Genomic DNA, 25,987 nt, shown 5'->3' with positions numbered 1-25,987 from the left:
GTTTTAGATTGCGGGGGGGCGACCTTCAATGGTCGAGTTTGATCTGGATCAAGAATAATTGTCGCGGGCAGGAGGGCGACCCGAGAAATTTTCACCAAATTCCGGTCTGATCTGGGTATCTGCGCCGCAATTTCAAGGGGACGGCGGCGAATTGCGTTCCCCGCTTGACCCGGGCCCGGGTGCGCCGCAGAACTGTCGGCAATACCGCAATCGGAGAACTGAAATGACTTCCTATGATCCCGAAAACATCTTTGCCAAGATATTGCGCGGAGAAATCCCTTCGACCCGCGTCTACGAAGATGACGACACGCTGGCCTTCATGGATGTTATGCCGCGTGCGGACGGGCATCTTCTGGTGATCCCCAAAACTCCGTGCCGCAACATCCTGGATGCTTCGCCGGAACAACTGGCGGCGGTTACGGCAACGGTTCAGAAACTGGCTAAGGCGGTTGTCGCTGCGTTCGATGCGGATGGGGTCACGATCCAGCAGTTCAATGAAGCCGCAGGAGGGCAGGAGGTCTTCCATCTGCATTTCCACGTCCTGCCGCGCCATGATGGCGTCGCGGTGCGCGCACCCGGCACGATGGGTGATTTCGAGCTGATTGCCCAGCATGCCGAAAAGATAAAAGCTGCGCTGAACTGATCGACTGGTAATTACTTCGAGTGCGACCCCAAGCACTCGCTATGGTCGCCAAATGCATGAAGCACGGCGCAGACATGGTCGTGCTTCCCGTCGCAAGCTTTGGAAATTCGGGTCAGTTCCTCCTCGAGGCTTCGCAGCCGGGCAATGCGATCCCGGAGGTCGGCCAGTTGCTTTTCGGCGATTTCATGCGCTCGGTTAAGATCGCCGCCAGACGCGCCTTCCAAGGACAGCAAACCCTCGACATCGGCCAACGGCAATCCCAGATCGCGGCAATGGCGTATGAAAAGTAGCCGATGTAACGCAGTGTCATCATATCGGCGTTGATTACCTGCTGTTCGGTCCGGGCGCGGCAACAGCCCTTTTTCTTCGTAAAACCGAATTGTCGGAACCTTGACCCGAGTTCGGCGCGACAGATCTCCAATCGAGTACATATTTTTCCTCAAGGCTCTTGAACCTCTAGTTACTAGAGGAATTACATGCGGTGTGCAGTCGTAAATAGGAACACAGAAACAAGATGGCACATGATCATTCTCACAAAGGGCACAGCCACGCACACCATCACATTGACCCCAAGGCCGGGGATGCGCGTGTAATATGGGCCATTGCCGTCAACATGTTCCTGACACTGGCGCAAGTTATCGGCGGCATTTTTTCTGGATCATTAGCGCTGATTGCCGATGCCCTGCATAATTTCTCAGACGCCATCGCACTGGTCATCGCCTTTTTCGCGCGCAAAATCGCGCGCCGCCCGGCCGATCCGCGCATGAGCTTTGGCTATGGTCGGGCGGAGGTCGTCGCCGCGTTGGTCAATTACACCACTTTGATCGTTTTATCGGTGTACCTGTTCTACGAAGGTGTGATGCGGTTTTTTGAACCCGAGCCAGTAAATGGCTGGATGGTGGTCTGGATCGCTGCTCTGGCGTTGATCGTGGACCTTGTCACCGCGGCGCTTACCTACACGATGGCCAAGGATAGCATGAACATTCGGGCGGCTTTTCTGCACAACGTCGCGGATGCTCTGGGATCGGTGGCCGTTATCGTCGCCGGTACGGCCGTGATCCTGTTCAATTGGACATGGGTCGACCCCGCCGTGACGATCCTGATCTCGGTTTACATCCTGTGGCATGTCAAAAGCGAAATTGGCGAAACGATCCGCGTTCTGATGATGGCTGCCCCCCCCGACCTGGACCCGGAAGAGGTTGCCTCGGCAATCGAAGATGCACCCGGAGTGTCAGGGGTGCACCATATTCACCTGTGGAGCATGCAAGAGCGACAACCTGCGCTGACCGCCCACCTGGTCGTGGATGCAACCGTCTGGGCCGACGCTGAAGGGGTGCGGTCCCGCGTCAAACAATCGCTCCGCGATCAGTTCGGCATCGGCCATGCCACATTAGAGATCGAGCAGGCGCACCGTGCCTGTTGCGGGCCATCTCGCTTTGGGCATATAGAAGAGAAGCTTTAGAGCAGAATGCGAATTGCCGCTCCGATTTGGGGTCGGAACGGCAGACTCGTTAACAAAAAATTTTCCGACTTCTCAGGATGACCCAAGATCACCGGTTAACACACCACTCACTCTAAGAACGGTAAGATCATACTACCCGCAATCACGCGTGATGTATCCATTTGAGTGAGTTTTTCGTTAATTCGCCCTATTTGAACTGTAGCCATTGGGAAATTTTGGCTCAGTACGGAAACAGAGGGGGTAAGATTTGTGGGATTGTTAACAAGGCACTAACTCTGAACGATTCGCTTGTGCCGACTCAGGCTCTATCGAGGGCAAAAACCTCTGAGAAGGTTTTCCGCAAAGCCGCGTCCACGTCCACAATTGTGACAGGCAACCCCAGATCGACAAGCGATGTGACACCATGTTCGGTGATGCCGCAGGGTACGATGCCCGAAAAATGTTCGAGGTCAGGTTCGACATTGATCGAGATGCCATGGAAGCTAACCCACTTACGCAGGCGCAATCCGATCGCTGCAACTTTGTCCTCGGCGGGTAGGCCGGATGCCGTCAGCGGTTTGTCATTGCGCCGCACCCAAACACCAACGCGCCCGTCGCGGATCTCGCCAGTTACGTTGAACTCGGCAAGCGCCGCGATCACCCATTCTTCCAGTTGTTGGACGAACCGGCGCACATCCTTGCCGCGTTTGTTCAGGTCCAACATCACATAGGCCACGCGCTGACCGGGGCCATGATAGGTATATTCACCACCTCGTTTGGCCTCATAAACCGGAAAGCGATCTGGATCGGTCAGATCTTCAATCCGGGCCGAGGTGCCGGCGGTGTAAAGGGGCGGATGCTCCAGCAGCCAGACACACTCATCCGCTTCACCGGCCGCGATTGCGGCCACGCGCGCCTCCATGAAGGCGACGGCGTCGTTGTAATCGGTCAGCCCGTCAGTGATCTTCCATTCCATGGGGGCTCCTTACCGCCGGGGCAGCGCGAAGAAAAGAGGTCACGCAGCTTCGGTCAGGCACCGTTGCAATAGGTTCGAGTAGGTTTCGCCCCCCTGTGCACCGGTCACCAGATACTTGCCCGCAAACACCATCGACGGGACGCCCGAAATGCCGCGGCTGGTCCAGAACTGCTGTTTTTCGCGAACTGGCGCGACGTGATCGCCCGAATCCAGAGCCGCACGGGCGGCGTCCCGGTCCAACCCCGCTGCTTGGGCAGCATCAAGCAGAACCTCGGCCTGGGACACATCCTGCTGATTGGTAAAGTAAGCTGCGAACAGAGCCATCTTCAACGGATGCTGGCGGCCTTGCGTTTCGGCCCAGTCCAGCAGTTGATGTGCCGCAAAAGTATTCACCATTCGACTGTCGTCATCGAAGTTGAACGTAAAGCCAAGCTCGGCGCCGGTCCGGGTCAGTCGGTCGCGAGCGTGCTGGCTCTGCTCGGCCGTGGATCCGTATTTCTCCATGATATGTTCGCGCAGGTTTTGACCCTCAGAGGGCATATCAGGGTTCAACTCAAAGGGATGCCACCTGAGGTTGGCCAGCACGTTTTGTTCTTTCAAAGCTATGTCCAACTGTCGGAAGCCCACGATGCACCAAGGGCATACAACGTCTGAGACGATATCGATTTGGACAATCGGACGGGGATCTGGCGCGGTCATGGGCGGGCTCCGAGCAAAGGTACATAAAACTCTGTCTGTAATACAGATATGGGCGGCAAAGCGGAATTCAAACCGGCGCGTTTTTTGCCTCTTCACATCCTGTTCGCCACCGTCTATACGGCCCCCTACCAAGTCATTGGCAGTGCGGTCGTGGCGGAATTGGTAGACGCGCAGCGTTGAGGTCGCTGTGGGGTAACTCCCGTGGAAGTTCGAGTCTTCTCGACCGCACCATTAATCAACCAAAACTATCGATCAGTCAGCGCATCTGCCGTGTAGAGTTGCACCAGTCGGCGTTGGAATGGCCGCATCACTATTTCCTGTCTCGCACGCGCGGATCGGGATGTGTATGAGTGGGGCAAGAATATTTGGGAAGAGTAGTATGTCTCAGTCGATCACCGTATTCACGACGATGAAGAACGAAGGCCCGTATATGTTGGAATGGGTCGCGTTTCACAAATCGATTGGGATCGACCACTTTGTGATTTTCACGAACGACTGTGACGACGGAACGGACAAGATTGCTGCCAGATTGCAAGAACTTGGCCTGGCCACTCATGTCAGCAACGAAGTGAAAGAGGGGGGCAACCCACAGCACCAGATGCTGCGCCGCGCGCGCCGCCAGCCTAAGGTCAAAGAGGCCGATTGGCTGTTGTGTCTGGATGTAGATGAATTTTGGAATATCCGTTGTGGCGACAACGGATTCCATGACCTGATTTCAGAGGTTGAGCAAAGGGCAGGGCAACCGGTTGATGCGATATCCCTTGCGTGGAAACTGTTTGGAAGTTCCGGAAACATCAGTTTCGAAGACAGACCGGTGACCGAGGTGTTCTCGATGAGCGATCAGGAGTTTCCCTATCACTCAGGCCGCGCCTTTGGCCTGAAAACGTTGTTCCGTAATAATGGCAAGTTCACCCGGTTTGGTCCGCATCGCCCGAAGGGATTTGAAGAGGAACAAGCACCCAATATCGCCTGGTCAGATGCCGGTGGCAAACTGTTCCCGGCCGACAAGGTTGGTTGGCGGGCGTGGCGCGGATTCGACCACTCCTTGGGGCGCATTCATCATTATTCGGTCCGGTCCATGGATGGCTTCTTGGTCAAGCGTGACCGGGGCCGCACAAACCACATCAAAGTGGATCAGGGGCAAGCTTATTGGAAGGACATGAACGTAAATAAAGAGTCTGACCAAACCATTCTGCCCGCCGCACACCGGGCCGCGCCCTTGTTGGCCGAATTGAAAGCGGATCAAGAGCTTAAAGAACTGCACGTTCAGGCCTGCGACTGGCATCGGGCCAAAGTGTCCGAAATCAAGATGCGACCGGAATGGGTGGATTTTCGTGTCTGGCTTGCCGATAACCTTATCTGATCAACATGGCTGAAGATCTTTCCAAAGAGCAGCTGAAACCGGAACACCCTGATCGCAAGACGGGGTATGAGCGTATTTTGACCGACCCCGCGCCTCCGTGGTTTGTCGAGTTGTATCCGGGTGGCGATGGCACCGGTTTCTTTCAAAAGCTGGAACGCCACTCGATCCTGTTCCATCAGCGCTATGCCACGCGGCTGGTGGTCAGCTTTGACAATATCGCGAATGCCAATGACCTGTCTTTCGCGCGCGAACCGTGGGGCTGGAAATTTTTTCGCGACGAAGGTTGGTCCCATATGGGCGTCTTCGCCCGCACCAAAGCGTGGTATCGCGACCCCGAGATTATTTCATATTTCGAAGGCAAGGTCGCCGAGGGTTTCTTTGATCGGTTCGATCAGGTGGTTTTTGCGGGCGCGTCGATGGGCGGTTTTGGCGCTTTGACATTTTCATCGCTTGTGCCCGGAGCCAATGTGATCGCTTTCAATCCTCAGACGACGTTGGATGAACGGCTGGTCCCCTGGGAGACCAGGTACCGCTTCGGCCGCGTTCAGGATTGGGATCTGCCGATGAGCGACGCGGCCCAGACAGTTCATGCCGCTGGCAAGGCGTATGTCTTTTATGACCCGTTCTTCGATCTGGACCGACAGCAAGTTCAGCGTTTGCAGGGCGACAACGTGATGTTGCTGAAGACTTGGTTTTCAAACCATTTCGCGGCGCCCATGCTGCGCAAGCTGGATATCCTTAAGCCCGTGATGCTGGGGGCTATGGACGGCTCACTGGATACGGTTGGGTATTACAAGATGATGCGCGCCCGACGTCGCCTGCCTATGTATATTCGGGGGATTGAGGCCATCGGGAGCGAGCGACATCCCGACTTGGTGCGGCGTGCCCGACAAAGGTTCCGCCGACTGCGCCGACAGGCAATGGCCGAGAAAGAAAGGGACGCCTCGTGAGCAGTGCCAAAGGCGTGTTTGTAGGTCAGCGTAAAGATCGTATGGGCGCGCGGTTGCTGATGATGCTGACCTGTATCCGGCTCGCCGAAGATTTTGATACGACCTACCGGGTTAACTGGTTCCCGCAAGGGGCAGACGCGCCTGAGCTTGACCAGCCGCAAGAATTGTTCGCGCAGGGCTGGATGGATGACCATTTCCTTAGTCCTAAAGAGTTCGACGCTTTTTCAACGAATTCCTTGCCGATCTGGTCCTTCCAAAATGACTCATCGCCTGATCGCCTGATCGAACATCTGAATGCGGGACGATCTGTGATTGTCGAGGAAGGCTTCGAAGTTTTGGCTTTCCCTTGGGAAGATATCGAGGCCATCCGGCCCCGGTATCGCGACTTTATTCATCGGGTCGGGTTCACCGAAGAAATACGCGAAGTCATGGATTGTGCGGATGCCAAGCTGTCAGGTCAGGGTGTATCGGCCTATCACATCCGCCGCGGCGATATCCTGAACGGGTTGCCGTGGAAGCACACGACATGGCCTGCAAAGATTGAACCCGAAGAATTGTATGAAGCGCATCTGGAGAAGAACGCCGACAAAACGGCCATCATGTTCTCGGACCAGCCCGAGTTGATCACACGGTTTCAGAAACGGTTCCCGAAACTGCTGCAGATGGGTGACATTGCCGATGTCTCGGGGATGACGCGTGCAAAGCGGGATTTTCTTGAACTTTATGCTATGTCGCGGGCAGAGCAGGTGGTTGCTCCCGTCATCTCTGCTTTTTCCATGGCAGCCGCGCGGATTTCAGGGCAGCAGCGTAAAGTCTTTCGGGATGTGTTGACAGATGATGAGATCTCTTACGCGAATGAAGCCTCTATAGCGCGGCTGAGAAAGGGGGGCAGTGGCTTTTTAAATGCCTCCGAAGCGGCACATATTTATTCCAAAGCGTTGTTTCATATGAACCGCTTGGATTCGGATGACAGAACAGACGAGGCATTGAACATTGCCGCCGAACTGTTGGACAACGGCGCAGACAACGCTTTTCTTCCTCTTCTTCAAGCGCTTAACCTGTTTTACGCAGGTAAGTGGGATGATGCTTCGGATATGGTCGACTCGGCATTGCAAAATCCCAATATCTGGCCGGAAGACTATGCTGTTTGCAGCGCTCTGAAAGCTGCAGCTCTTGGCGAGAAACGAAAGCGCTGGCAGGCGGCGCAGGCATTCAGCCGAGCGTTCTGGGCCAAACCAATAAGACCGGATGTTTTGGTTTTTGGGTCACGCGTCGTGTATCGGGATCAGATTGCATTGCGACTGTTTCCTCCGACTGACTGGTCATTGCAAAAAGTGATCCGCAGACCTTGGTTCAATTTCAACTCTCATGTCGCGCAGCGCAAGGTATTGGTACGGTTGCCCTGCAATTTCGATTTTCTTCTGTTGGATTGGTCGGAGCTGTCGCTGGATCAGAAAGCTCGCAGACTGTTTGACAACCAACCGCGCCTAAAACAGTTGCATGACGGCCTTACTCGGATGACCGACATGCCGGATACCGATCCGCGCGTTAGAAGTTTCAGCGCCAAGCTGGAGGCGCATTTGGGCGAAATTTCGAACGCGGCGGCCATTGATATAACACGCAAGGTCTTGTCAGAAGTACCCGACAACCCACTTTACCACAAACGGTTGTCCGATTTGTACCAGGCTGAAGGTGACACGACAGCTGCTCGGATCACAATGGCCGACGCACTTGCTTGCGATCCTGGAAACGCCTTTTTGGTTTTTGCTACGGGGCAGATGCTGGAAAAGAATGGTGCCGTTGAGCAGGGGCAAAGCCAAATCATTCAGGCGGCAGAGATTGACGACGATACTGCCGCCATTCAGGGCGAGGCAGGCCGTTTACTTTTGCAACGCGGGGAAAAGGAAGCCGCTCGTGGGTTTCTTCAAAAAGCTCATGATTTATGTCCCAAGTTCAAGCGGTTTTCAAACCAACTTAAACGGGCAGGCGGCTGAATCACGCGGATTTCCCCTTGGTAGTTCCGCGAAATCAACGTAATTTGCGGGCAAACTCCCAATGATCCCGACGCGTTCCGGGCAAAAACAACGAACAGGGCAGTCAGTCATGGCCGATCAGGATCCTCGATACATCAGTATCACTCCGATGAAGAATGAAGGCCCGTTTGTGCTGGAATGGGTGGCCCATAACCGTGCGATTGGTATCGACCAGATGGTGGTGATGACCAACGACTGCAGCGACGGCACAGATGCCTTGTTGCAACGGCTGCATGACATGGGTGTCCTGATCCATGTCGACAACAACTCGCGCCGTAAAACCAGCCCCCAGAAACGCGCCTACAGAACTTTTCTGAAGATGGAGGTTGCGCGCCCGCAGGATTGGGTCGTGGTGATCGACGCCGACGAACACATCAACGTCAAGGCCGGTGATCATACTCTGCGGGCTTTGACCGATGCCATTCCTGACGCCAAGACGATCTCAATGACTTGGCGGTTGTTCGGCAATGCAGGCGTTGTACGGTATGAAGACCGGTTCTTGTCGGATCAGTTCCGACAGGCTGCCCGTGAAAAGACTTACCGGCCGCCGCAGGCATGGGGCTTCAAGACCATGTTTCAGCGGGAGATTTGGGATGGATTGGGCGTTCATCGTCCCAAAAAACCGACCGTCGAGACCATTGAAGAATGTCATTGGTACAACGGATCAGGCCAACTGATGCCTGAACGATACTACGAAAAAAGCTGGCGATCGGCCCGTGACTCGGTCGGGTATGAGTTCGTGCAGGTCAATCACTACGCGCTGAAGTCCTGCGAAAGCTATCTGGTCAAAAAGATGCGCGGTCGGGCTCACCATTTGGGGGAAAGCTTGGGTTTGGAATACTGGAATATGATGAACCAGAACGCCGAGACGAATACCTCGATCGACGTGGTTTTGGATCGTAAACGTGGATTTTACTATGAAATGCTCTCTGACCCCGAGGTCGCGCGCCTTCATCATGCGTCTTGCGATCTTCACCGCCAACAGATCGCGCAATTGCGTGAAGTGCCCGAGATGCAGGACCTAATGCAGCAGATGACCGCTGAATTTACGGCCAATCAGCAGGCGTAATACGAAACGGTTCGGGGACAGGAGCTGAGAAATGCTTTGGCTGCATATGGGGATGCCCAAAACGGGCACAACTGCCTTGCAGGGGTTTTTGCGCCGAAACCATGCAGTGATGGACGAAATCGGCCTGCACTATATGGAAACAGGCCGGCGCAGGCTGGAAGGTAGTAGTCGGCTCGCCATAAGTCACAACATTGTCGCCTTTCACATCAACCAAAGCGCTGATCCGATGGATCCGTTTCGGTCCGATATGACCACCGAATATGACGCCCATGCGGATAAGACCTGTGTTGTCTCGTCTGAGATGTTCTATGGCTGCAATCTGAACCGGTTGGCCGAGGTTTTCGCCGATATTCCTTCACGTGATCTGACGATCACCTACTACTGCCGCCGTTATTCGGATTTCTTCGAGGCGGATTACAAGCAGCGGGCCAAAGCGGGGCGGCTGGCCCATGGTGGGTCCGAATATATCCGTCAGCAACTTGATCTTATTCGCAACCACCCAGAGCGGTTGAGTTTTTCAGCCAAGCTGGCTGAAATTCGTACAGCTTTTCCCGGTGTCACTATTGCTCCACTTTTGTACGAACGCTCTGGCATGGTGCGGGGCAACGTTGTCGATGATTTCCTGTCGCGGATCGGTACGCCATTGGCCGAGGAACTTGCCGGCGGGGGCGTGTCCAACCCTTCGCATTCCCGCGCGGCCAGCGAAGCTTTTGGCGTCGTATCTCGCGCTCTAGGACGCAAGAAAAGCCGCCAGTTGCGTCGAACTTTTGTCGATGATCCCGTCATGGTGCGTCGAAATGATGTGCTGGAACCCGATGAGCGCGCTTGGCTGGACGAATTCCTGGCCCAGCAGGATACAGCCTTTCAGCACGAATTTTTTCCGGAACGGCCTGAACTGTTCGCCCCGAAAAAGCTAAGCGATGAGGACAAAATGTTCCGTCGGGACACGGCTGAAGAATATGAGGCTTTGCGAAAAGCCTCTGAGATTGTGTTTCGGTTGGCTTTGGACAACTGATCGTTATTCCTGAACGGCGATTTCCTGACGCTGTTTTCCTGTCGTCTTGTCAAAAATCAGGATTCGGTTGTCATCGGTCACGACCGCGTACCAGTTGCTGCCGATCGTTACAGCCTGTGCTTTAGCCCCGTTCGGAAGTTCGATTTGATCGGGCAGGGTGGGGGTTCTGTCCGATAGCCGGATGACAATCAGTGCGAATGTCAATAGAACCCCGCCAATCATCACCGCGGTCAGCAGCATGACCATACGCCGCAGCAATCGAAGCTGCGGTGTTTCCTGCGGTTCTTGGGGTTCGGAAGGGACAGTCATGGGCACCCGCCAGATTGAATTTCAAATCGCGGCCGATCCGCCGCCCCGCCTTGATAAGGCGCTTTCGCGGGATGTACCAGCGGATGAAAACCTGTCGCGTACGCGCCTGACACGGCTGATCGAGAATGGCGAGGTGACAATCGACGATGTCGAAATTCGGGACCCCAAGGCCAAAGTGACGGAAGGGGCGTCCGTGTCCATCACCGTCGCTGAGGCTGAGGAGAGCCATATAGGCCCCGAGGACATCCCTCTGGAAGTTGTCTATGAGGATGCGGATCTGATTGTCATCAACAAACCGGCGGGTATGGTCGTGCACCCCGCGCCGGGCTCGCCCAACGGAACGCTGGTCAATGCGCTGCTGCATCACTGTGGAGCGGACCTATCCGGTGTGGGAGGCGTCAAACGCCCCGGCATCGTGCACCGCATTGATAAAGAAACCAGCGGTTTGCTGGTTGTCGCCAAATCTGACGCGGCCCATCACGGCTTGGCAGCGCAGTTCGAGGCGCACAGCGTCGAACGCTATTACCGCGCGATTTGTTATGGCGTACCAGACGCCAATGATCCGCGACTGCGCGGTATCAAGGGTGTCAGCTTTGAACCAGGCAATATCATGCGCCTGACGACGCAGTTGGCGCGACACAAAACCGACCGGCAGAAACAAGCAGTTCTTTTCCACGGTGGTCGGCATGCGGTCACTCGGGCGCGGCTGGTCGAGACATTTGGCAACCCGGCAGGCATCGCGCTGATTGAATGTTGGTTGGAAACCGGCCGGACGCACCAGATCCGTGTGCATATGGCACATGCCGGGCATGGTCTGGTTGGTGATCCGGTGTATGGCGGTAAACGCAAACTTGCGGCAAAGGCTTTTAGTGCGACAACTTCCGAGGCTGTCCGCGACTTTCCACGACAGGCACTACATGCTGCAGTTCTGGGCTTTGAGCACCCCGTGACGGGTGAAAAACTTCGGTTTGAGGCTGAATTGCCAAATGATATGGAAATTCTGATTGAACAATTGCGCGCGCCGCTGACATAATACGCAAACATACGTGAGTAACGCGTTCTTAGCTTTCCTTTATCAATCGTTAATTTCAAACTGTTAACGGTACCTCTTGAATGGATCGGGACTTGCTCCCATATCCCATGTTAACGATGTAAACATTTGTCGGAGGGACATGAATCATGGCAAATTACGCAAATCTCCCCGCGCCGACGCCCGAGGGCGGCCTGAACCGCTATATGCAGGAAATTCGCAAATTCCCGCTGCTTGAGCCGGAAGAAGAGTACATGCTCGCAAAGCGTTGGGTGGAAGAGCAAGATACTGAAGCTGCACATAAAATGGTCACTTCGCACCTGCGTCTGGCGGCCAAGATCGCTATGGGATATCGCGGCTATGGCCTGCCACAGGCCGAGGTAATTTCCGAGGCTAATGTGGGCTTGATGCAAGCTGTTAAAAAGTTCGACCCTGAGAAAGGTTTCCGGCTGGCGACCTATGCGATGTGGTGGATTCGTGCCTCGATTCAGGAGTATGTCCTGAGATCGTGGTCGATGGTCAAACTAGGCACCACATCTGCGCAGAAGAAGCTGTTCTTTAACCTGCGCAAGGCCAAGGCCCGTATTGGCGCGCTTGAAGAAGGCGACCTGCGTCCTGAGAACGTCAAAAAGATCGCTGAAGATCTGGGCGTGACCGAGGATGAAGTCATCAGCATGAACCGCCGTATGTCCGGTGGTGATGCCTCGCTGAACGCGACCGTCGGGTCCGAGGGCGAGGGCACCATGCAATGGCAGGACTGGCTTGAGGACGAAGATGCCGATCAGGCCGGCGATTACGAAGCTCGCGACGAGCTTGACGCCCGGCGCGAGCTTCTGGCCGCTGCGTTGGATGTCCTGAATGATCGGGAAAAGGACATCCTCACTCAGCGCCGTCTGATGGATCAGCCCGTCACATTGGAAGAGCTCAGTACCCAATATAACGTTAGCCGCGAGCGCATTCGGCAGATCGAGGTCCGTGCCTTTGAGAAGCTGCAGAAAAAGATGCGCGAACTTGCCCGTGAAAAGGGTATGCTTGGGACCGTCTGACCCTATTATTCAGCCCGCCATAACGGCGGGCTGATTTTCTTTACGCGAAGATGAAACTGTCTTCGGTTAGATGGCCAGGCCAAACGCCCGTCAGGACAATACTATCGCCGCCGTCCAGCTCGATCGTGGTTCTGAACAACTCGCCCGAGATGTCGTCTTCGATGTCATCGAAACCGGTTATCCCGTCATAGCCAGACAGGTCGATCTTGTCTTTGCCGATCTTGAAATCGACGATCCAATCGTCGCCATCGCCGTTTTCAATGACAAACATGTCTTTGCCACGTCCGCCGAACATGATGTCATCATCGGCGCCGCCGTCGATCACATCGGCCCCTCTGCCGCCAAAGATCGTATCCTCGCCTTCATCACCACGTAGGGTGTCTTTGCCTCGCCCGCCAAAGATCACGTCGTGCCCGGCGCCTCCAAGCGCGACATCATTGCCTCGGCCGGTATTGATGACATCATTTCCGCCGCCACCATGCACAAAGTCCTGGCCGCGCCCGGTGAAGTAGAACTCGTCCGAGTCGTCGCCAAGGATGAAATCGGTGTTCTTTTGGCCCAGAATGTCCGTTACGGACACGGGCAGCAAAACACCGTTCAGAACGTGAATGATCCCGTTGGTCGCACCAATATCCGTGGCGATGATTCCGGGATCAGCGACGCCGTCATCCGCATCGCCCAGGCTTGGGGGGGCGCTTTGCAGGTTCAGTTCAACGGATGAACCTTGCAGCGTTTCAATCGGTGCGCCATCTCCAAAGCTGGCCACCGCGGCCAGATCGAATTCTCCATTCACGACGTGGTACTTCAGAACCTCTGTTAGCAGGGGGATAGGGTCCCCGCCGCCCAGAAGGGTCAGCGCTTTGACGATATGCCCCAGTGCGCCGGCTTCGTCCGATCCGGTATAGCCAAGTGCCTGAGCAAGCCCAATGAAAGCCGCATCGGTTGGAGCGAATACGGTAAGGCTGGCCTCGGGATCATTTAGTGCCCCGTCCAAGCCGGCGGCAACCACGGCCTCGCGCAAAATATCAAAATCTCCGTTGTTGTCATCGAACGAGCCGAGGGCTCCGCTCATCAACACGGTGCCTGTTATTGTCTCTGTCGGTGTTGACATGTCTGGTAATCTCCCACCCAGTTGGTCACAACATCAATCCCGGGTGCAAAAGCGGACAATGCCGACATCCCGGTGACATAGTTGCTACGGCGCAGACAATGAAAAGGATCAAGAAATTCTCAGCTTTGCTTTTATTGCAACCTAACAAACACCACGAACCCCCTGACTTTAAAGCAGTTCCCTGTTAAAGACGGCACAACCCAGCAAAAGATGAGAGGGCGGTATGCAGCAACCGGTTCAATGGGGCGTATTAGGCGCCGCGAAATTTGCAAGACAGTATATGGCACCGGCAATTCACGCTGCAGAAGGCGCGCGGTTGGCTGGCCTTGCCACGTCGGATATGGCCAAGGCTGAGCCGTTTCAGCAGTTTTGCCCGGATCTGACGACCTATGGCAGCTATGACGCCCTTTTAGCGGACCCAAAGATAGATGCGGTCTACATCCCGCTGCCCAATCACCTGCATGTTGAATGGAGCCTCAAGGCACTGGACGCCGGAAAACACGTTCTGTGTGAAAAGCCGATTACCATGTCCACGCCCGAGTTTGATACGCTGATCGAAAAGAGGGATCAGACTGGTTTGTTGGCGGCCGAGGCGTACATGATCGTGCACCACCCGCAGTGGCAGTTTGTGCGCAAGCTGATAGCGGATGGGGCCATTGGGAAGCTCGTGCATGTGACAGGCGCGTTCAGTTTTGACAATCGCGCAGATACCGGAAACATCCGTAACCGGGCCGAAACTGGCGGCGGCGGGCTGCGTGATATCGGCGTTTATGTGATCGGCAGTGCCCGCTTCGCGACCGGACAGGAACCGGTTTCGGTGCAATCGGCAATCCGCTGGGAAGACGGCATTGATGCCTTCACCGAAATACGCGCGCAATTCCCCGATTTCACCTATTCCAGCTATGTCTCGATCCGAATGCACCCTCATCAAGAAATGGTGTTTCATGGCGAGGGCGGTGTGATCCGCCTGACTGCGCCGTTCAACGCGCGAGTTTTTGGAGAGGCGCGGGTGGAACTGCACCGCCCAGGATTGGAAGTTCAGGTCACGCGCTTCCCCGGCGACGATCACTATAAGCTTCAGGTCGAGGCATTTTGCCGGTCGGTTCGTGATGGGGCTGATTATCCATGCCCGCTGGAATTCTCGAAGGGTACGCAGGCAATGATTGACAGGGTGTTCGAGGGCGCAGTCGCGCTCTGACTTGCCACGCGGCGGCAGGCTCGCGTAATCTGACTGTTACCTGATCAGGAGCGAGACGATGGCAGGCGGCTGGGCGCGCGATGGTGCGGTGAGTGAACAGATTGAGGCGTCCATTACGGACGAATTGGCCCGGATGCAGGCGCAAAAGCGGCCCGTAGGTGAAAGCCTGACGCACTGCGCCGAATGTGAAGAGCCTATTCCGGAAAAGCGGCGCGCCGCTATTCCCGGGGTGAAGTTGTGTCTGGATTGCCAGCAGGAACGGGACGGGGCTTTCAAAGCCCGTTCCGGCATCAATCGCCGTGGTTCAAAAGACAGTCAGTTGAAGTAAGCGGGGCATAGGGATGCCCGACGCCACAGAGAAACAACCACTCTTGCAAAACGGGTTGGTTCTTGGATTTCTGGCGGCGTTTCTGTGGGGCACGCACAGTGTCATTGTCCGGTATCTGACCAGCGATTTAGGCGGATTGCAGATCGCGGTCTCGCGCCTCTTCATTGCTGCACTGGCCATCTATTGCATGTTGCGCGTGATGCGCGTTCCGGTCTCAATCCAACTGAGCGACTGGAATTTTCGCCTTGCCGTTCTTTCGACCGTCGTAAACTACATTCTGTTTCATATCGGGTTAGAACATACCGGCGCAGCCAACGCTATGGTGCTCGAAAACACGGCGCCGTTCTTTGTGCTGGTTTTCCTGTACTTTTTTGCCGACACAGCCGTTACTCGTACAGATTTCCTCGCCACTGGCTTGGCGATTTTGGGCGTGTTTTTAACTGTTTACCAGGATTTTCAAGGGGGCGGGGAACCTCTGTTCGGGGACCTGCTTGAAATCGGAGCGGGCCTAAGCTGGGCCGTGTTCCTGATCTCAAGCAGCCGTGCCATGCGGACCTCGGAATCGACCGGCGAACGTTTGAACTTCCTCTTCGGAATATTCATTTGTTCGGGCGTGCTTTTGATGCCGCTTGCCGCGTTCGCATTGCAGGTCCCAACGGTCAACGACGTGGTCTTCCTGATCCTGCTTGGGGTGCTGCCTACCGCCCTTGCTTACTATCTGTGGTATGAGGCTGCGGCGCGGGTCTCGACCCTGACAGCGACGTTGATGTTTGCCGCATCCGTGGTGTTCACATTCATCAACTCGGCCCTTTTTCTGGGGGCCGCAATCACACCGATCGCGGCCCTTGGGGCAGTGTTTATCGTGGCCGCCGTCTTCCTGACGACCAAGAGCCAAAAGTGATTAATCTTCCATAGCTTCCAGCTCGTCGATAAAGCCGGAAATCATCGACAGACCTTTGTCCCAGAATTTCGGGTCGCTGGCGTCCAGCCCGAATGGTTCAAGTAGTTCTTTGTGGTGCTTAGACCCACCGGCACGCAGCATTTCGAAATACTTGTCCTCGAAACCCTCCGATCCATTTGCGTAAACCGAATAAAGTGCGTTCACCAAGCCGTCGCCGAATGCGTACGCATAAACGTAGAAGGGTGAGTGGACGAAGTGCGGGATATAGGCCCAGAAGGTCTCGTACCCATCCATGAATTCAAATGCGGGCCCAAGGCTTTCTGCCTGAACGCTCATCCACAGGGCGTTGATGTCGTCCGGGGTCAGCTCGCCTTCGCGACGGGCGGCGTGCAGTTTGCATTCGAAGTCGTAGAAGGCGATTTGTCGGACAACTGTGTTGATCATGTCCTCGACCTTACCGGCCAGCAGCACTTTGCGCTGTTCGGGGGTTTCGGCCTTGTCCAACATCTTGCGGAAGGTCAGCATTTCGCCGAACACCGATGCCGTCTCGGCAAGCGTAAGCGGGGTCGATGACAGCATCTCGCCCTGATCGGCAGCCAGGACCTGATGCACGCCGTGGCCCAGCTCATGCGCAAGGGTCATCACATCGCGCGGTTTGCCGAGGTAGTTGAGCATCACATAGGGGTGCACCTCGGTGACGGTCGGGTGCGCAAATGCGCCGGGCGCCTTGCCGGGCTTCACGGCCGCGTCGATCCAGCCTTTGCTGAAGAATGGCGCCGCTATTTCGCCCATGCGTGGGTCGAACGCATTGTAGGCGTCCATGACCGTGTTTTCGGCCTCGTCCCAGCCAACGATGCGGGTGTCTTCCATCGGCAGAGGAGCGTTACGATCCCAGACCTGCATGACATCCAGACCCAGCCATTTGCGTTTCAGCTCGTAGTAGCGATGGCTGAGCTTGGGGTAGGCGGCCACGACCGCCTCGCGCAGGGCTTCGACAACTTCGGGTTCCACGTCATTAGAAAGGTGACGACCGGTCTGAGCGGTCGGCATGTTGCGCCAGCGGTCGACGATTTCCTTTTCCTTGGCCTGCGTGTTGTGGACGCGGGCAAAGGTCTTGATGTTGTCTTGAAACACATTGGCCAACTCGCGCGAGGCGGCTTCGCGTTTGGCGCGATCCTGTTCCGTCAGCAGGTTCAGGGTGCCTTCGATATTCAGCTCTTCGCCATCTACGGTGAAAGTCAGGCCAGCAATGGTCTCGTCGAACAACCGCTCCCACGCGTCGCCCACAACGCCGAGATCGTGGAGGAATTTCTCAAGCTCGTCAGACAGTTGATAGGGTTTCATCGCGCGGATGCGGCGGAAAACCGGCTCGTAACGCGCCAGATCAGCGTTTGCCTCAAAATGGGCCTTCAACACGTCATCGTCGATGCGGTTGATTTCCAGCGTGAAGAATACCAGCGGGGTAGTGAAGATGGTGATCTTTTCCTGCATATCTGACAGGAATTTGGCGCGCTCGGCATCTGTGGTCAGCTGATAGTACCGCAAACCTGCAAACGACATGATGCGTCCGGCGATGGCATTGATTTTCTCATTTCGCAGGACGCAGTTCAGCAGACCCGCAGCATCAAGATCGGCCAGCTTGCCTTCGTAGTCTTCGGCAAACGAAGCACATTCCTTTTCCAGCCAGCCCAGATCTCGCGACAGTTCGGGCGCGTCCTCTGAGGCGTAAAGATCGGTCAGATCCCATTCCGGCAGATTGCCCAGATTGTCGGCACCTCCGACTGCATTTGCGTCACGGACGGGAAAGGGAAGGTCGCGCATGGATCACCTCGATAATAGCTTTCGCCAACATCTAGGCGCGCAGGGCGGGGATCACAAGCGGTGCTTCGTTGTGTTCACGAAGACAGAGCTGGTTCCTGCACCGCATCAGGCAACGCGGCCTTGAAATGAGCGGCCAGCTGGTCAAAGACCGGCCCGCGCACGTCGGGCGCTTCCATCAGAACTTCGTGTTCACCATTTGGGATTTCGACCAGGGTGCCACTAGGCCAATTCGCCATTCGGGCGCGAATGGCCTTGCGGTCGACAATCTGTTCATGGCTGCCCAGAAAGGTCAGGCAAGGCGTTTTCGGTGCTGTCTGTTCCATCAACCAGGCGCATTCATCCAGTGCCTCGCGCAGCCAGATTGTAGAAGGCGCACCAAGCGCCAGTTCGGGCTGTGCAGCCAGTTGATCCTTCATCATCCGGAACATGTCCGGATCGCGAGTCAGTACATTCCCCTCGAACGGTTGGGAGGCCACATAGCTTTCCAAGGACGTCGTCGGTGGTGTTTTTTCCCCCAACCCGATCCGCGGTCCCCAATAGGCTGTCAGACGGCTGAGCGGTTTCATGATCGGCGTAAAGAAAATGCCCCACATCGGTCCGGTAAAGGCGCAGGCGGCAAAGCAGTTCTTTTCCAAAGCCGCGCGCATACCGATTGCCCCGCCCATAGAATGTCCGATTACGAACCACGGTTTCGGTAGGTTCAGTTCGCTCGCCAGTTCCAGTGTTACCTGAACGTCTTGCTGATAATCCGTGAACTGCTCGACATGGCCTACGCGTGGATCATCCAGCAGCCGGTCAGCCAAGCCCTGGCCGCGCCAGTCAACGGCCAGAAAGGCAAATCCGCGCTCCATAAACTCGGCCGCGCAATCGCCATATTTTTCGATGTATTCAGTGCGGCCGGGGAACATCATCACCGTGCCGCATGCGTCGCCTCCGGGCAGCCAGTGGCCGACCCGAATGCGCGTATTGTCCGCTGTGTTCAGCCAATGAGCCTGACCACCGGCGGGGACGCCGGCCATGTCTGCAAAGAAAGGGGCCGGCGACAGATCCATCAGGCCAGTGCCGATGCCAGTTGCATGGCAACGCCCATGTCGCCATCCACGGTCAGCTTACCCGACATGAATGCGCCGGTAGGGTTCAACTCACCGCTGAGGATCTGCTCGAACGTGTCTGCGTCCGCGCTCATGGTGACGTCCGTTTCTTCATCACTGACGCGCGCGCCGCTTGCGTCCAGAACGATCGAGCCCAGATCGGCGATGGCAAATTTTGCCGACGCGCTAAAATCGCCACCCGACAGTTTTTCGTTCAGCGCGGCTGCGGCTTTTTCCAAGGTGTCGCTCATGATTCTCCTCACTATGTTTGTGCGCCGGGAATGGACATCCACGGGCGCTGCGCTACACTGAACGTTGTTATGAGCATTGCAAGCACCAATCTCAAAGGTATCGTCGCGGCAACAGCGCTGCTAGTCACGTTTTCCCTCCCTTCTTTTGCACAAACTGCGGATTCAAGGGATGAGGAACAGCTATTACTGCAATTGTCGCAGGCAACCCCCGAACAGGCGATTAACATTGACCGCCAGCTCAAGGCATTGTGGGCACAGTCTGGCTCAGCCTCGGCGGATCTGTTGCTGGAACGGGGACGCGAAGCGCTGGAGGACGGGGACTCGCTGGCCGCAATCCAGCATCTGACGGCCCTTACCGATCATGCGCCGCAATTTGCCGAGGCTTGGCATGTGCGGGCCTCGGCCTTTTTTGGCATCGAACGCTTCGGTATGGCTGCGGCCGACTTGGAATACGCTCTGACGTTGAACCCCAACAATTACGAGGCCATCTACGGATTGGGCCTGATTTTTGAAATTGTCGATCGACCCGACAAGGCGCTGCAAGCCTATAAGCGTGCTTTGGCTATACATCCCCACCATGAAGAAGTAACCAATGCCGTGAATCGACTGAAGCCCCGGGTCGAGGGCTCGGCCCTCTAACAAGCCGGGGCAGGGGGCAAAGGTGAGCGGGTCATCCCGAATCGTGGCCGTACTTGGCCCAACGAACACAGGTAAAACCCATTACGCGATCGAGCGGATGCTGGGGCACCGGACAGGCGTGATCGGCCTTCCGCTGCGTCTGCTGGCGCGTGAGGTCTATGACAAGATAGTTGCGATCCGGGGACCGTCTGTTGTCGCTCTGGTCACGGGCGAAGAAAGGATCGTTCCGCCGCGCGCGCAATATTGGGTCTGCACGGTTGAGGCGATGCCCGAAGGCATGGGTGCGGATTTTGTGGCGATCGACGAGATCCAGCTTTGTGCCGACCCTGAGCGTGGTCACGTGTTTACCGACCGTCTGCTGCGATCGCGTGGCACGAGTGAGACATTGTTTCTGGGCGCTGACACCATGCGCGGGCCTATTGCAGCGCTGGTGCCAGAAGCGCAGTTTGTGCGGCGCGATCGCATGTCGCAGCTGGTCTACTCCGGCTCGAAAAAGATCAGCCGCATGCCCGCGCGCAGCGCAATCGTCGGATTTTCGGTCGACAACGTCTATGCCATTGCCGAACTGCTGCGTCGCCAAAAAGGCGGCGCAGCGGTGGTCATGGGGGCGCTCAGCCCGCGCACCCGGAATGCTCAGGTGGAATTGTATCAAAACGGTGAGGTTGACTATCTGGTTGCCACTGATGCCATCGGGATGGGGCTGAACCTAGATGTGAACCACGTGGCGTTTTCGTCTCTGACCAAGTTTGACGGCCGGCGTATGCGGCTTCTGGCACCCAATGAACTGGCCCAGATCGCAGGCCGGGCAGGGCGCGGGATGTCTGATGGCACGTTCGGTGTGACGGGTGAAGCCCCACCGCTGGACGAAGGGGTCGCGCAGGCGATCATGGACAGCCGGTTCACGCCGATGAAAAAGCTGAATTGGCGGAATGCCGCTTTGCGGTTTGGCTCGATTGAGGCCCTCATCGACTCGTTGGAAGTCGGTCCCGACAGCGAACATCTGATCAAAGCGCGGCCCGCAGACGACCTGAACGCACTGAAATCGCTGTCTCAGGACGCCGAGGTCATCGCCCGCGCAAGCGATGGCCCGTCCGTCCGATTGTTATGGGATGTGTGCCGAATCCCCGATTTTCGCGGTATCAGCCACGCGGAACACGCTAGCCTGCTCGAGGTGATCTATGGTCATCTGCATGAACGCGGCACGATCCCTGATGACTTCATGGCGCGGCAAATCCGCCGCATCGACAAAACAGACGGGGATATTGATGCGCTGTCCAAAAGGTTGGCATATATTCGCACCTGGACATATGTTGCGCAACGAAACGGATGGGTGCGTGACGAATCACATTGGCGCGCGGAAACGCGCACTGTAGAAGACAGCCTGTCAGACGCTCTTCACGATCGTTTGACTCAAAGATTTGTGGACCGGCGCACATCTGTGTTGCTGCGCCGGCTCAAACAGAAGGAGGCCCTTTTGGCCGAAGTAAATGACAAGGGTGAAGTGACCGTCGAAGGAGAATTCGTCGGTCGTCTGGAAGGTTTCCGGTTTACACCGGACAAAAGCGCGCAAGGAACCGAAGCGAAAGCTCTGAAATCGGCCTCTTTGCAAGCACTCGCGCCGCAATTCCATCTGCGTGCCGATCGCTTCTATAACGCGCCCGATACCGAAATTGATTTTACCGATCAGGGTGGCCTGATGTGGGGCGAATATGCTGTCGGCAAACTGGTTGCCGGCGCAGAACCCCTCAAGCCGTTGGTCGAGGTTTTTGTGGATGAGGCTGCAGGCCCGGATGTTGAGCAGAAAGTGCAGCGCCGTTTGCAGCACTTCATCGACCGCAAGGTTGCAGCGTTGTTTGAGCCGCTGCTTAACCTGTCGCGCGATGAAGAACTGTCCGGCCTGGCCAAGGGCTTTGCCTTCCGTATGGTCGAAGCGTTGGGCGTTCTGCCACGCGCGCAAGTTGCGCAAGAGGTCAAGGATCTGGATCAGGATGCCCGCGGTGCCTTGCGCAAACACGGTATTCGGTTCGGCCAGTTCACCATTTTCATGCCTCTTTTGTTGAAACCCGCGCCGACGCGATTGCGTCTGGTTCTTTGGGCGTTGGTGCAGGGCTTGCAGGAATTCCCCGAAGCACCGCCTCCGGGTTTGGTCACCGTTCCTGTCGCCAAGGACGCGCCGCAAGGCTACGACACCATGTGCGGCTACCGCGATGCCGGTGAACGTTCGATCCGGATCGACATGCTGGAGCGGCTGGCAGATATGCTACGCGCCGAAGACAGCCGGGGTGGTTTTGAGGCCAAGCCTGACATGCTGTCGATCACCGGCATGACGCTGGAGCAGTTTGCGGATCTGATGCAGGGGCTGGGCTATAAGGCCGAGCGCGGTGAGCGCGAAAAGGTCAAACCTGCACCCGCGGAAGTCAACACGCCTGCGACTGAGCCGTCGGAACAGGCTACCGCGGAAGAAACCCCGGCGCCGGAGGCCGCAACCGAAGAAGTCGTCGTGACCGCCGAGGCGTCAGCCGAGGCCACGGATACGGAATCGACAACCGAACCTGTTTCAGAGGAACCCGAGGTCGAGGTGTTCTTTACATTCACCTGGGGACGTCAGCGTCAGGCCAACCGTGGTCCGCGTCGTGAACAGCGGCAAGGGCAGGGCGGCAAAGGCAAACCGCGCGGCAAACCTCAGGACGGTCGCGGTAAGCCGCAAGGCAAGAAGGGTGGCAAACCGCAGGGTGGTAAGACATTCTCGTCCCGTCCTCCCCGGAAGGAAAAGGCGATCGATCCCGATAACCCGTTTGCAGCAGCGCTCATGGGTTTGAAAGACGGCAACTGATCCGTCATGGCCGAGGCCAAGCTGCGGATCGATAAGTGGTTGTGGCAGGCGCGGTTCTTCAAGACCCGCAGCCTGGCCGCCAAGCAGGTCAGCGGCGGTCATGTACGACTGAACGGAACCCGGGTTTTGAAACCGGCGCAGGCCGTCGGACCCGGTGACGTTCTAACATTCCCCCAGGGTCGTATCGTACGCGTTGTGCGGGTCGAGGCTCTGGGTGTCAGACGCGGTCCAGCCACGGAAGCGCAAACACTGTTTGCGGATTTGACAGAAAAACAGGACGCCCCTCCTAAAAATCCGGGGTTTGAGGGAAAGGGTCGTCCAACAAAGAAGGATCGGCGCGCGCTTGATCTTTCTCGCCCTCGGAATGGCGAGTTACCTTGAAGCCAAGCTCGGTCTGGATTAGCTAAACGCCATATCTGAATGGGATTCTGACTATGACCTATGTCGTCACGGACAACTGTATCGGCTGCAAATACACCGACTGCGTTGAGGTGTGCCCGGTGGACTGTTTTTATGAGGGCGAGAATACGCTGGTCATCCATCCCGATGAATGCATTGACTGCGGTGTATGTGAGCCGGAATGCCCGGCAGACGCTATTCGTCCGGACACCGAACCGGGTATGGATCAATGGGTGGAATTTAACCGAAAATACGCGGAAGAATGGCCTGTGATCGTGACAAAGAAAGACCCGCTCCCTGAGGCAGAAGAACGCGACGGGGAAGAGGGCAAGCTTGAGAAGTACTTCATCGCCGCACCCGGCGAGGGTGGTTAAGCGATTCGCTTGTTGAACTTAACTGTTCAGACACACGTTAGCCTTCTATGTATCTGAGAAGTATTGATTTTCTCGACGCAGCTAGGGGGCGGCCTTTCGGGTGTCGCATTTTTGTGATATACTCAGAAGCTGAATGATGAATGAGATGGGGATGACTCCGTAAGTATGTACGCTTTGGAGTTCTAATTTTATGACAAACTTGCCGCCTGACCGGGCCCGATGCTGGCGCGGTTTGTGGCGTATTTTTGTCTGTGCCTCGCTCTCGAAACCAAGGATGAACCTGTATGTCTAAGTCGAAAAAGCTTGAGTTCCGCCCGAACGATTACGTTGTCTACCCCGCCCATGGTGTGGGCCAGATCATCTCGATCGAAGAGCAGGAAGTCGCGGGATACTCGCTCGAGCTGTTCGTCATTTCTTTTGAAAAAGACAAGATGACCCTGCGGGTACCGACCAACAAGGTCACCGAATCGGGTCTGCGCTCGTTGAGTTCGCCCGACGTCATCAGTCAGGCGATGAAAACGCTCAAAGGTAAGGCCAAGGTCAAACGCGCGATGTGGTCGCGTCGGGCGCAGGAATATGAGCAAAAGATCAACTCAGGCGATCTGATCTCGATCGCCGAAGTGGTCCGTGACCTGCACCGCACCGACGATCAGCGCGAGCAAAGCTATTCCGAGCGTCAGTTGTACGAAGCAGCGCTGGAACGCCTGACCCGCGAAGTCGCCGCTGTTTCCGGTGCTGGCGAAGTCTCTGCAGCCAAGCAGGTTGATGAGGTTCTGACCTCGCGCGCAGCTGCTGCATAATCGCCAGGAATGCCGTTTTTCAGGCCGCTCCCGAAAGGGAGCGGCTTTTTCATTTTTGACGGCTTGGTCAAAACCCCGTTTGCGGCTAATTTTCCAGCAGGAAGAGGCGCGTAGATGGCGAACGTAAAGCAGGCAGTCAAATATCTGTATATCGGGCACGACCCGATTTCGGTCTGGTTTCGATACGGGTTGATCCTGTTTGACGCGATCACCATCGTTTTCTTTGTCGGTACAGCAAATGGCGAACATGGCCTCGGTTTCACCGTTGCTAGCCTGATCATCGGGTTCTTTATTGTGCTGGATTTTTCGGCGCGGATGTGGATCTCGAAAGATCGTTGGAAACTGCTACGTCAAGTCTACACGCTGGCCGACATCGTCGTCATCGTCTCGTTGTTCCTTGATCTGTTCCTGCCGTGGAACCTGGCATTCCTGCGGATTTTGCGGGCTTTGCGCCTTATCCACTCCTACCACCTGCTGAGGGACTTGCGGCGGGACAGCGATTTTTTCCGCACGCATGAGGACGCCGTGATCGCGGCGATAAACTTGTTGGTTTTCGTGTTTGCCACTTCGACGGCCGTACTAGTCTTTTTCATCCCCGAAAACAGCCCGCATGCTTATGTCGATGCGCTATATTTCACTATGGCGACCCTGACCACGACCGGGTTCGGGGACATCACGCTGGCGACGCCGGCGGGCAAGCTGTTCTCGGTCTTCATTATGATCGTTGGTGTGGCCCTGTTTGTCCGCTTGGCTCAGGCAATTTTCATGCCCCAAAAAGTGCGTCACAAGTGTTCGAATTGCGGCCTGTATCGGCACGATCCGGACGCGGTGCATTGCAAGCATTGCGGCGAAACACTGCGGATCGAAACAGGCGGAACGACTTAGAGAGTTGCGGCCAGGGCCATCAGGAACGCAAGCTCTGATATTTGTTGCGATGCTCCCAGAACGTCCCCTGTCTGTCCTTTAATCTTGGCTTTGGCGATCAAAGCTAGAACTCCAACTGTCAGAGCCGAAAAAACTGTTGGTACCAGCGCACTTGGTCCAATCAGCAGCAGAGACAAGACGACCGCGAGACCACAGCCTATCGCTGCAGTCTCGGCCTTTGGGCCGCCGACCGAATGGCTCAACCCGTTGTTTCTGGCGTTCGGTAGTGTTGCCATTAGTATTGGCATGACTGCACGCGAGATGACGCAGGCCGCCAGAATACCTGTGAAGGCGTTGGCCGACAAAAGCGCGGCGATCAGCGCGACGCGCAGCAGTTGGCTGAAGATAAGGGTAAGAACGCCGTAGGCGCCGATATAGCTGTCCTTCATGATTTCAAGGCGCCGTTCCGTGGAAAACCCGCCCCAGAACCCATCGGCCGTGTCTGCAAGCCCGTCTTCGTGCATAGCCCCCGTGGTGATCACAAGCACAGTCACCAGAATAACGGCGCAGGCGAGTGCAGGCAGGCCGGTTGCGCTTGCTATCCAACCAAAGACACAGGCCAACAACCCAACTGACAGCCCCACCAGTGGAAACGCCCAGACCGCATTGGCTTGTCGCGCAAACAGGCGTTCTGGCAAACGTGGCATCGGCAGGCGCGTCAACAACACCAGCGACAGTGGAAAATCCCAAGCGGAAAAGAGTTTAGTGTCGTTTTTGTTCACTCCCGCGCCTTTCAGGGTCTT

27 protein-coding genes and 1 tRNA gene are annotated in these 25,987 nt (G+C 56.2%); 19 read left to right on the top strand and 9 right to left on the bottom strand.

Translation table 11 applies throughout. The features are described 5' to 3' along the window. Positions 1-223: 223 nt before the first annotated feature. Positions 224-643 (top strand): HIT family protein, encoded by a 420-nt coding sequence (locus tag GOW92_RS03190; RefSeq protein WP_170557917.1) that lies wholly within the window; start codon positions 224-226, stop codon positions 641-643. Between the two features lie 11 nt (positions 644-654). Here GOW92_RS03190 and GOW92_RS03185 read toward each other — a convergent pair whose 3' ends face one another. Next, on the bottom strand, positions 655-1,074 hold the full coding sequence (locus GOW92_RS03185) for a MerR family transcriptional regulator (RefSeq protein ID WP_170557915.1): 420 nt from the start codon (positions 1,072-1,074) through the stop codon (positions 655-657). Positions 1,075-1,157: 83 nt separating this feature from the next. On the opposite strand from GOW92_RS03185, the gene GOW92_RS03180 reads away from it, so the two are divergent. Then, positions 1,158-2,105 carry a cation diffusion facilitator family transporter gene (locus GOW92_RS03180; protein WP_170557913.1) on the top strand — a complete coding sequence of 316 codons (948 nt, stop codon included), beginning with the start codon at positions 1,158-1,160 and terminating at the stop codon, positions 2,103-2,105. A gap of 298 nt (positions 2,106-2,403) precedes the next feature. Here GOW92_RS03180 and lipB read toward each other — a convergent pair whose 3' ends face one another. After that, a complete protein-coding gene (lipB, locus tag GOW92_RS03175) occupies positions 2,404-3,060 on the bottom strand; it encodes a lipoyl(octanoyl) transferase LipB (RefSeq protein WP_170557911.1) in 657 nt (218 codons plus the stop codon). 39 nt (positions 3,061-3,099) lie between these two features. Then, the gene (locus GOW92_RS03170) at positions 3,100-3,759 is read right to left on the bottom strand and encodes a DsbA family oxidoreductase (protein ID WP_170557909.1); all 660 of its coding nucleotides are present in this window, start codon (positions 3,757-3,759) and stop codon (positions 3,100-3,102) included. A 144-nt stretch (positions 3,760-3,903) separates the two neighbouring features. On the opposite strand from GOW92_RS03170, the gene GOW92_RS03165 reads away from it, so the two are divergent. From GOW92_RS03165 to GOW92_RS03140, 6 genes are all read left to right on the top strand, one after another. Continuing rightward, a tRNA-Leu gene (locus GOW92_RS03165) sits at positions 3,904-3,990 on the top strand. Between the two features lie 148 nt (positions 3,991-4,138). After that, positions 4,139-5,122: a glycosyltransferase family 2 protein gene (locus GOW92_RS03160; RefSeq protein WP_170557908.1), complete on the top strand. Its 984-nt coding sequence runs from the start codon at positions 4,139-4,141 to the stop codon at positions 5,120-5,122. A 5-nt stretch (positions 5,123-5,127) separates the two neighbouring features. Further along, complete coding sequence (locus tag GOW92_RS03155) at positions 5,128-6,072, top strand: hypothetical protein (RefSeq protein ID WP_170557906.1); 945 nt, start codon at positions 5,128-5,130, stop codon at positions 6,070-6,072. Continuing rightward, on the top strand, positions 6,069-8,066 hold the full coding sequence (locus tag GOW92_RS03150) for a tetratricopeptide repeat protein (RefSeq protein WP_170557904.1): 1,998 nt from the start codon (positions 6,069-6,071) through the stop codon (positions 8,064-8,066). The genes GOW92_RS03155 and GOW92_RS03150 overlap by 4 nt, the downstream gene beginning before the upstream one ends. Before the next feature lie 61 nt (positions 8,067-8,127). Further along, the gene (locus GOW92_RS03145; RefSeq protein ID WP_254452881.1) at positions 8,128-9,174 is read left to right on the top strand and encodes a glycosyltransferase family 2 protein; all 1,047 of its coding nucleotides are present in this window, start codon (positions 8,128-8,130) and stop codon (positions 9,172-9,174) included. Positions 9,175-9,205: 31 nt separating this feature from the next. Beyond that, positions 9,206-10,189 carry a hypothetical protein gene (locus tag GOW92_RS03140; protein ID WP_170557900.1) on the top strand — a complete coding sequence of 328 codons (984 nt, stop codon included), beginning with the start codon at positions 9,206-9,208 and terminating at the stop codon, positions 10,187-10,189. Between the two features lie 3 nt (positions 10,190-10,192). On the opposite strand, the gene GOW92_RS03135 is transcribed toward GOW92_RS03140, so the two are convergent. Continuing rightward, positions 10,193-10,498, bottom strand: coding sequence for a DUF6476 family protein (locus GOW92_RS03135; RefSeq protein ID WP_170557898.1), 306 nt, complete (start codon positions 10,496-10,498; stop codon positions 10,193-10,195). Here GOW92_RS03135 and GOW92_RS03130 point away from each other — a divergent pair. Then, positions 10,497-11,531: an RluA family pseudouridine synthase gene (locus GOW92_RS03130; RefSeq protein ID WP_170557896.1), complete on the top strand. Its 1,035-nt coding sequence runs from the start codon at positions 10,497-10,499 to the stop codon at positions 11,529-11,531. The genes GOW92_RS03135 and GOW92_RS03130 overlap by 2 nt on opposite strands. 146 nt (positions 11,532-11,677) lie before the next feature. Beyond that, a complete protein-coding gene (rpoH, locus tag GOW92_RS03125) occupies positions 11,678-12,574 on the top strand; it encodes an RNA polymerase sigma factor RpoH (RefSeq protein ID WP_170557894.1) in 897 nt (298 codons plus the stop codon). Positions 12,575-12,614: 40 nt separating this feature from the next. On the opposite strand, the gene GOW92_RS03120 is transcribed toward rpoH, so the two are convergent. Then, positions 12,615-13,685, bottom strand: a complete 1,071-nt coding sequence (locus tag GOW92_RS03120) for a fasciclin domain-containing protein (protein WP_170557892.1) — start codon at positions 13,683-13,685, stop codon at positions 12,615-12,617. Between the two features lie 223 nt (positions 13,686-13,908). On the opposite strand from GOW92_RS03120, the gene GOW92_RS03115 reads away from it, so the two are divergent. From GOW92_RS03115 to GOW92_RS03105, 3 genes are read left to right on the top strand one after another with little or no spacing between them, the layout of a single operon-like run. Further along, positions 13,909-14,883 carry a Gfo/Idh/MocA family protein gene (locus GOW92_RS03115; protein ID WP_170557890.1) on the top strand — a complete coding sequence of 325 codons (975 nt, stop codon included), beginning with the start codon at positions 13,909-13,911 and terminating at the stop codon, positions 14,881-14,883. 58 nt (positions 14,884-14,941) lie between these two features. After that, the gene (locus tag GOW92_RS03110) at positions 14,942-15,211 is read left to right on the top strand and encodes a DksA/TraR family C4-type zinc finger protein (RefSeq protein ID WP_170557888.1); all 270 of its coding nucleotides are present in this window, start codon (positions 14,942-14,944) and stop codon (positions 15,209-15,211) included. Positions 15,212-15,224: 13 nt separating this feature from the next. Further along, the gene (locus GOW92_RS03105; RefSeq protein ID WP_170557886.1) at positions 15,225-16,112 is read left to right on the top strand and encodes a DMT family transporter; all 888 of its coding nucleotides are present in this window, start codon (positions 15,225-15,227) and stop codon (positions 16,110-16,112) included. Here the strand turns inward: GOW92_RS03105 and GOW92_RS03100 are convergent, their stop codons facing one another. The 3 genes from GOW92_RS03100 to GOW92_RS03090 form a co-directional block, all read right to left on the bottom strand. Then, positions 16,113-17,933 (bottom strand): M3 family oligoendopeptidase, encoded by a 1,821-nt coding sequence (locus GOW92_RS03100; protein ID WP_170557884.1) that lies wholly within the window; start codon positions 17,931-17,933, stop codon positions 16,113-16,115. Positions 17,934-18,007: 74 nt separating this feature from the next. After that, positions 18,008-18,985: an alpha/beta fold hydrolase gene (locus GOW92_RS03095; protein ID WP_170557882.1), complete on the bottom strand. Its 978-nt coding sequence runs from the start codon at positions 18,983-18,985 to the stop codon at positions 18,008-18,010. Further along, entirely contained in the window at positions 18,985-19,275 is a 291-nt protein-coding gene (locus GOW92_RS03090) for an SCP2 sterol-binding domain-containing protein (protein ID WP_170412257.1), read from the bottom strand. The genes GOW92_RS03095 and GOW92_RS03090 overlap by 1 nt, the downstream gene beginning before the upstream one ends. Positions 19,276-19,344: 69 nt before the next feature. On the opposite strand from GOW92_RS03090, the gene GOW92_RS03085 reads away from it, so the two are divergent. The 6 genes from GOW92_RS03085 (at position 19,345) to GOW92_RS03060 (ending at position 25,205) form a co-directional block, all read left to right on the top strand. Continuing rightward, positions 19,345-19,914 carry a tetratricopeptide repeat protein gene (locus GOW92_RS03085; protein WP_254452880.1) on the top strand — a complete coding sequence of 190 codons (570 nt, stop codon included), beginning with the start codon at positions 19,345-19,347 and terminating at the stop codon, positions 19,912-19,914. Positions 19,915-19,936: 22 nt separating this feature from the next. Beyond that, positions 19,937-22,747 carry a helicase-related protein gene (locus GOW92_RS03080; RefSeq protein WP_170557878.1) on the top strand — a complete coding sequence of 937 codons (2,811 nt, stop codon included), beginning with the start codon at positions 19,937-19,939 and terminating at the stop codon, positions 22,745-22,747. 6 nt (positions 22,748-22,753) lie between these two features. Next, complete coding sequence (locus GOW92_RS03075) at positions 22,754-23,128, top strand: RNA-binding S4 domain-containing protein (protein ID WP_170557876.1); 375 nt, start codon at positions 22,754-22,756, stop codon at positions 23,126-23,128. A gap of 53 nt (positions 23,129-23,181) precedes the next feature. Continuing rightward, a complete protein-coding gene (fdxA, locus tag GOW92_RS03070) occupies positions 23,182-23,520 on the top strand; it encodes a ferredoxin FdxA (protein WP_170557873.1) in 339 nt (112 codons plus the stop codon). Between the two features lie 284 nt (positions 23,521-23,804). After that, positions 23,805-24,320, top strand: a complete 516-nt coding sequence (locus GOW92_RS03065; protein WP_170348382.1) for a CarD family transcriptional regulator — start codon at positions 23,805-23,807, stop codon at positions 24,318-24,320. Between the two features lie 114 nt (positions 24,321-24,434). Next, positions 24,435-25,205, top strand: coding sequence for a potassium channel family protein (locus GOW92_RS03060; protein ID WP_170557871.1), 771 nt, complete (start codon positions 24,435-24,437; stop codon positions 25,203-25,205). Here the strand turns inward: GOW92_RS03060 and cobS are convergent. After that, a complete protein-coding gene (gene cobS, locus GOW92_RS03055; protein ID WP_170557869.1) occupies positions 25,202-25,966 on the bottom strand; it encodes an adenosylcobinamide-GDP ribazoletransferase in 765 nt (254 codons plus the stop codon). The genes GOW92_RS03060 and cobS overlap by 4 nt on opposite strands. Positions 25,967-25,987 lie beyond the last annotated feature (21 nt).

It is taken from the genome of Ruegeria atlantica, from assembly GCF_013032505.1.
GTDB classification, from domain to species: domain Bacteria; phylum Pseudomonadota; class Alphaproteobacteria; order Rhodobacterales; family Rhodobacteraceae; genus Ruegeria; species Ruegeria atlantica_F.
Note: the sequence above shows the minus strand (reverse complement) of the source record. Positions and strands in the feature narration are given on the sequence as shown.

Bases quoted from the DNA above. Each gene is read 5' to 3' on its own strand.
- GOW92_RS03190 (WP_170557917.1), top strand. From the start codon at position 224: ATGACTTCCTATGATCCCGAAAACATCTTTGCCAAGATATTGCGCGGA.
- GOW92_RS03185 (WP_170557915.1), bottom strand. From the start codon at position 1,074: ATGTACTCGATTGGAGATCTGTCGCGCCGAACTCGGGTCAAGGTTCCG.
- GOW92_RS03180 (WP_170557913.1), top strand. From the start codon at position 1,158: ATGGCACATGATCATTCTCACAAAGGGCACAGCCACGCACACCATCAC.
- lipB (WP_170557911.1), bottom strand. From the start codon at position 3,060: ATGGAATGGAAGATCACTGACGGGCTGACCGATTACAACGACGCCGTC.
- GOW92_RS03170 (WP_170557909.1), bottom strand. From the start codon at position 3,759: ATGACCGCGCCAGATCCCCGTCCGATTGTCCAAATCGATATCGTCTCA.
- GOW92_RS03160 (WP_170557908.1), top strand. From the start codon at position 4,139: ATGTCTCAGTCGATCACCGTATTCACGACGATGAAGAACGAAGGCCCG.
- GOW92_RS03155 (WP_170557906.1), top strand. From the start codon at position 5,128: ATGGCTGAAGATCTTTCCAAAGAGCAGCTGAAACCGGAACACCCTGAT.
- GOW92_RS03145 (WP_254452881.1), top strand. From the start codon at position 8,128: ATGATCCCGACGCGTTCCGGGCAAAAACAACGAACAGGGCAGTCAGTC.
- GOW92_RS03140 (WP_170557900.1), top strand. From the start codon at position 9,206: ATGCTTTGGCTGCATATGGGGATGCCCAAAACGGGCACAACTGCCTTG.
- GOW92_RS03130 (WP_170557896.1), top strand. From the start codon at position 10,497: ATGGGCACCCGCCAGATTGAATTTCAAATCGCGGCCGATCCGCCGCCC.
- GOW92_RS03135 (WP_170557898.1), bottom strand. From the start codon at position 10,498: ATGACTGTCCCTTCCGAACCCCAAGAACCGCAGGAAACACCGCAGCTT.
- rpoH (WP_170557894.1), top strand. From the start codon at position 11,678: ATGGCAAATTACGCAAATCTCCCCGCGCCGACGCCCGAGGGCGGCCTG.
- GOW92_RS03120 (WP_170557892.1), bottom strand. From the start codon at position 13,685: ATGTCAACACCGACAGAGACAATAACAGGCACCGTGTTGATGAGCGGA.
- GOW92_RS03115 (WP_170557890.1), top strand. From the start codon at position 13,909: ATGCAGCAACCGGTTCAATGGGGCGTATTAGGCGCCGCGAAATTTGCA.
- GOW92_RS03110 (WP_170557888.1), top strand. From the start codon at position 14,942: ATGGCAGGCGGCTGGGCGCGCGATGGTGCGGTGAGTGAACAGATTGAG.
- GOW92_RS03105 (WP_170557886.1), top strand. From the start codon at position 15,225: ATGCCCGACGCCACAGAGAAACAACCACTCTTGCAAAACGGGTTGGTT.
- GOW92_RS03100 (WP_170557884.1), bottom strand. From the start codon at position 17,933: ATGCGCGACCTTCCCTTTCCCGTCCGTGACGCAAATGCAGTCGGAGGT.
- GOW92_RS03095 (WP_170557882.1), bottom strand. From the start codon at position 18,985: ATGGATCTGTCGCCGGCCCCTTTCTTTGCAGACATGGCCGGCGTCCCC.
- GOW92_RS03090 (WP_170412257.1), bottom strand. From the start codon at position 19,275: ATGAGCGACACCTTGGAAAAAGCCGCAGCCGCGCTGAACGAAAAACTG.
- GOW92_RS03085 (WP_254452880.1), top strand. From the start codon at position 19,345: ATGAGCATTGCAAGCACCAATCTCAAAGGTATCGTCGCGGCAACAGCG.
- GOW92_RS03075 (WP_170557876.1), top strand. From the start codon at position 22,754: ATGGCCGAGGCCAAGCTGCGGATCGATAAGTGGTTGTGGCAGGCGCGG.
- fdxA (WP_170557873.1), top strand. From the start codon at position 23,182: ATGACCTATGTCGTCACGGACAACTGTATCGGCTGCAAATACACCGAC.
- GOW92_RS03065 (WP_170348382.1), top strand. From the start codon at position 23,805: ATGTCTAAGTCGAAAAAGCTTGAGTTCCGCCCGAACGATTACGTTGTC.
- GOW92_RS03060 (WP_170557871.1), top strand. From the start codon at position 24,435: ATGGCGAACGTAAAGCAGGCAGTCAAATATCTGTATATCGGGCACGAC.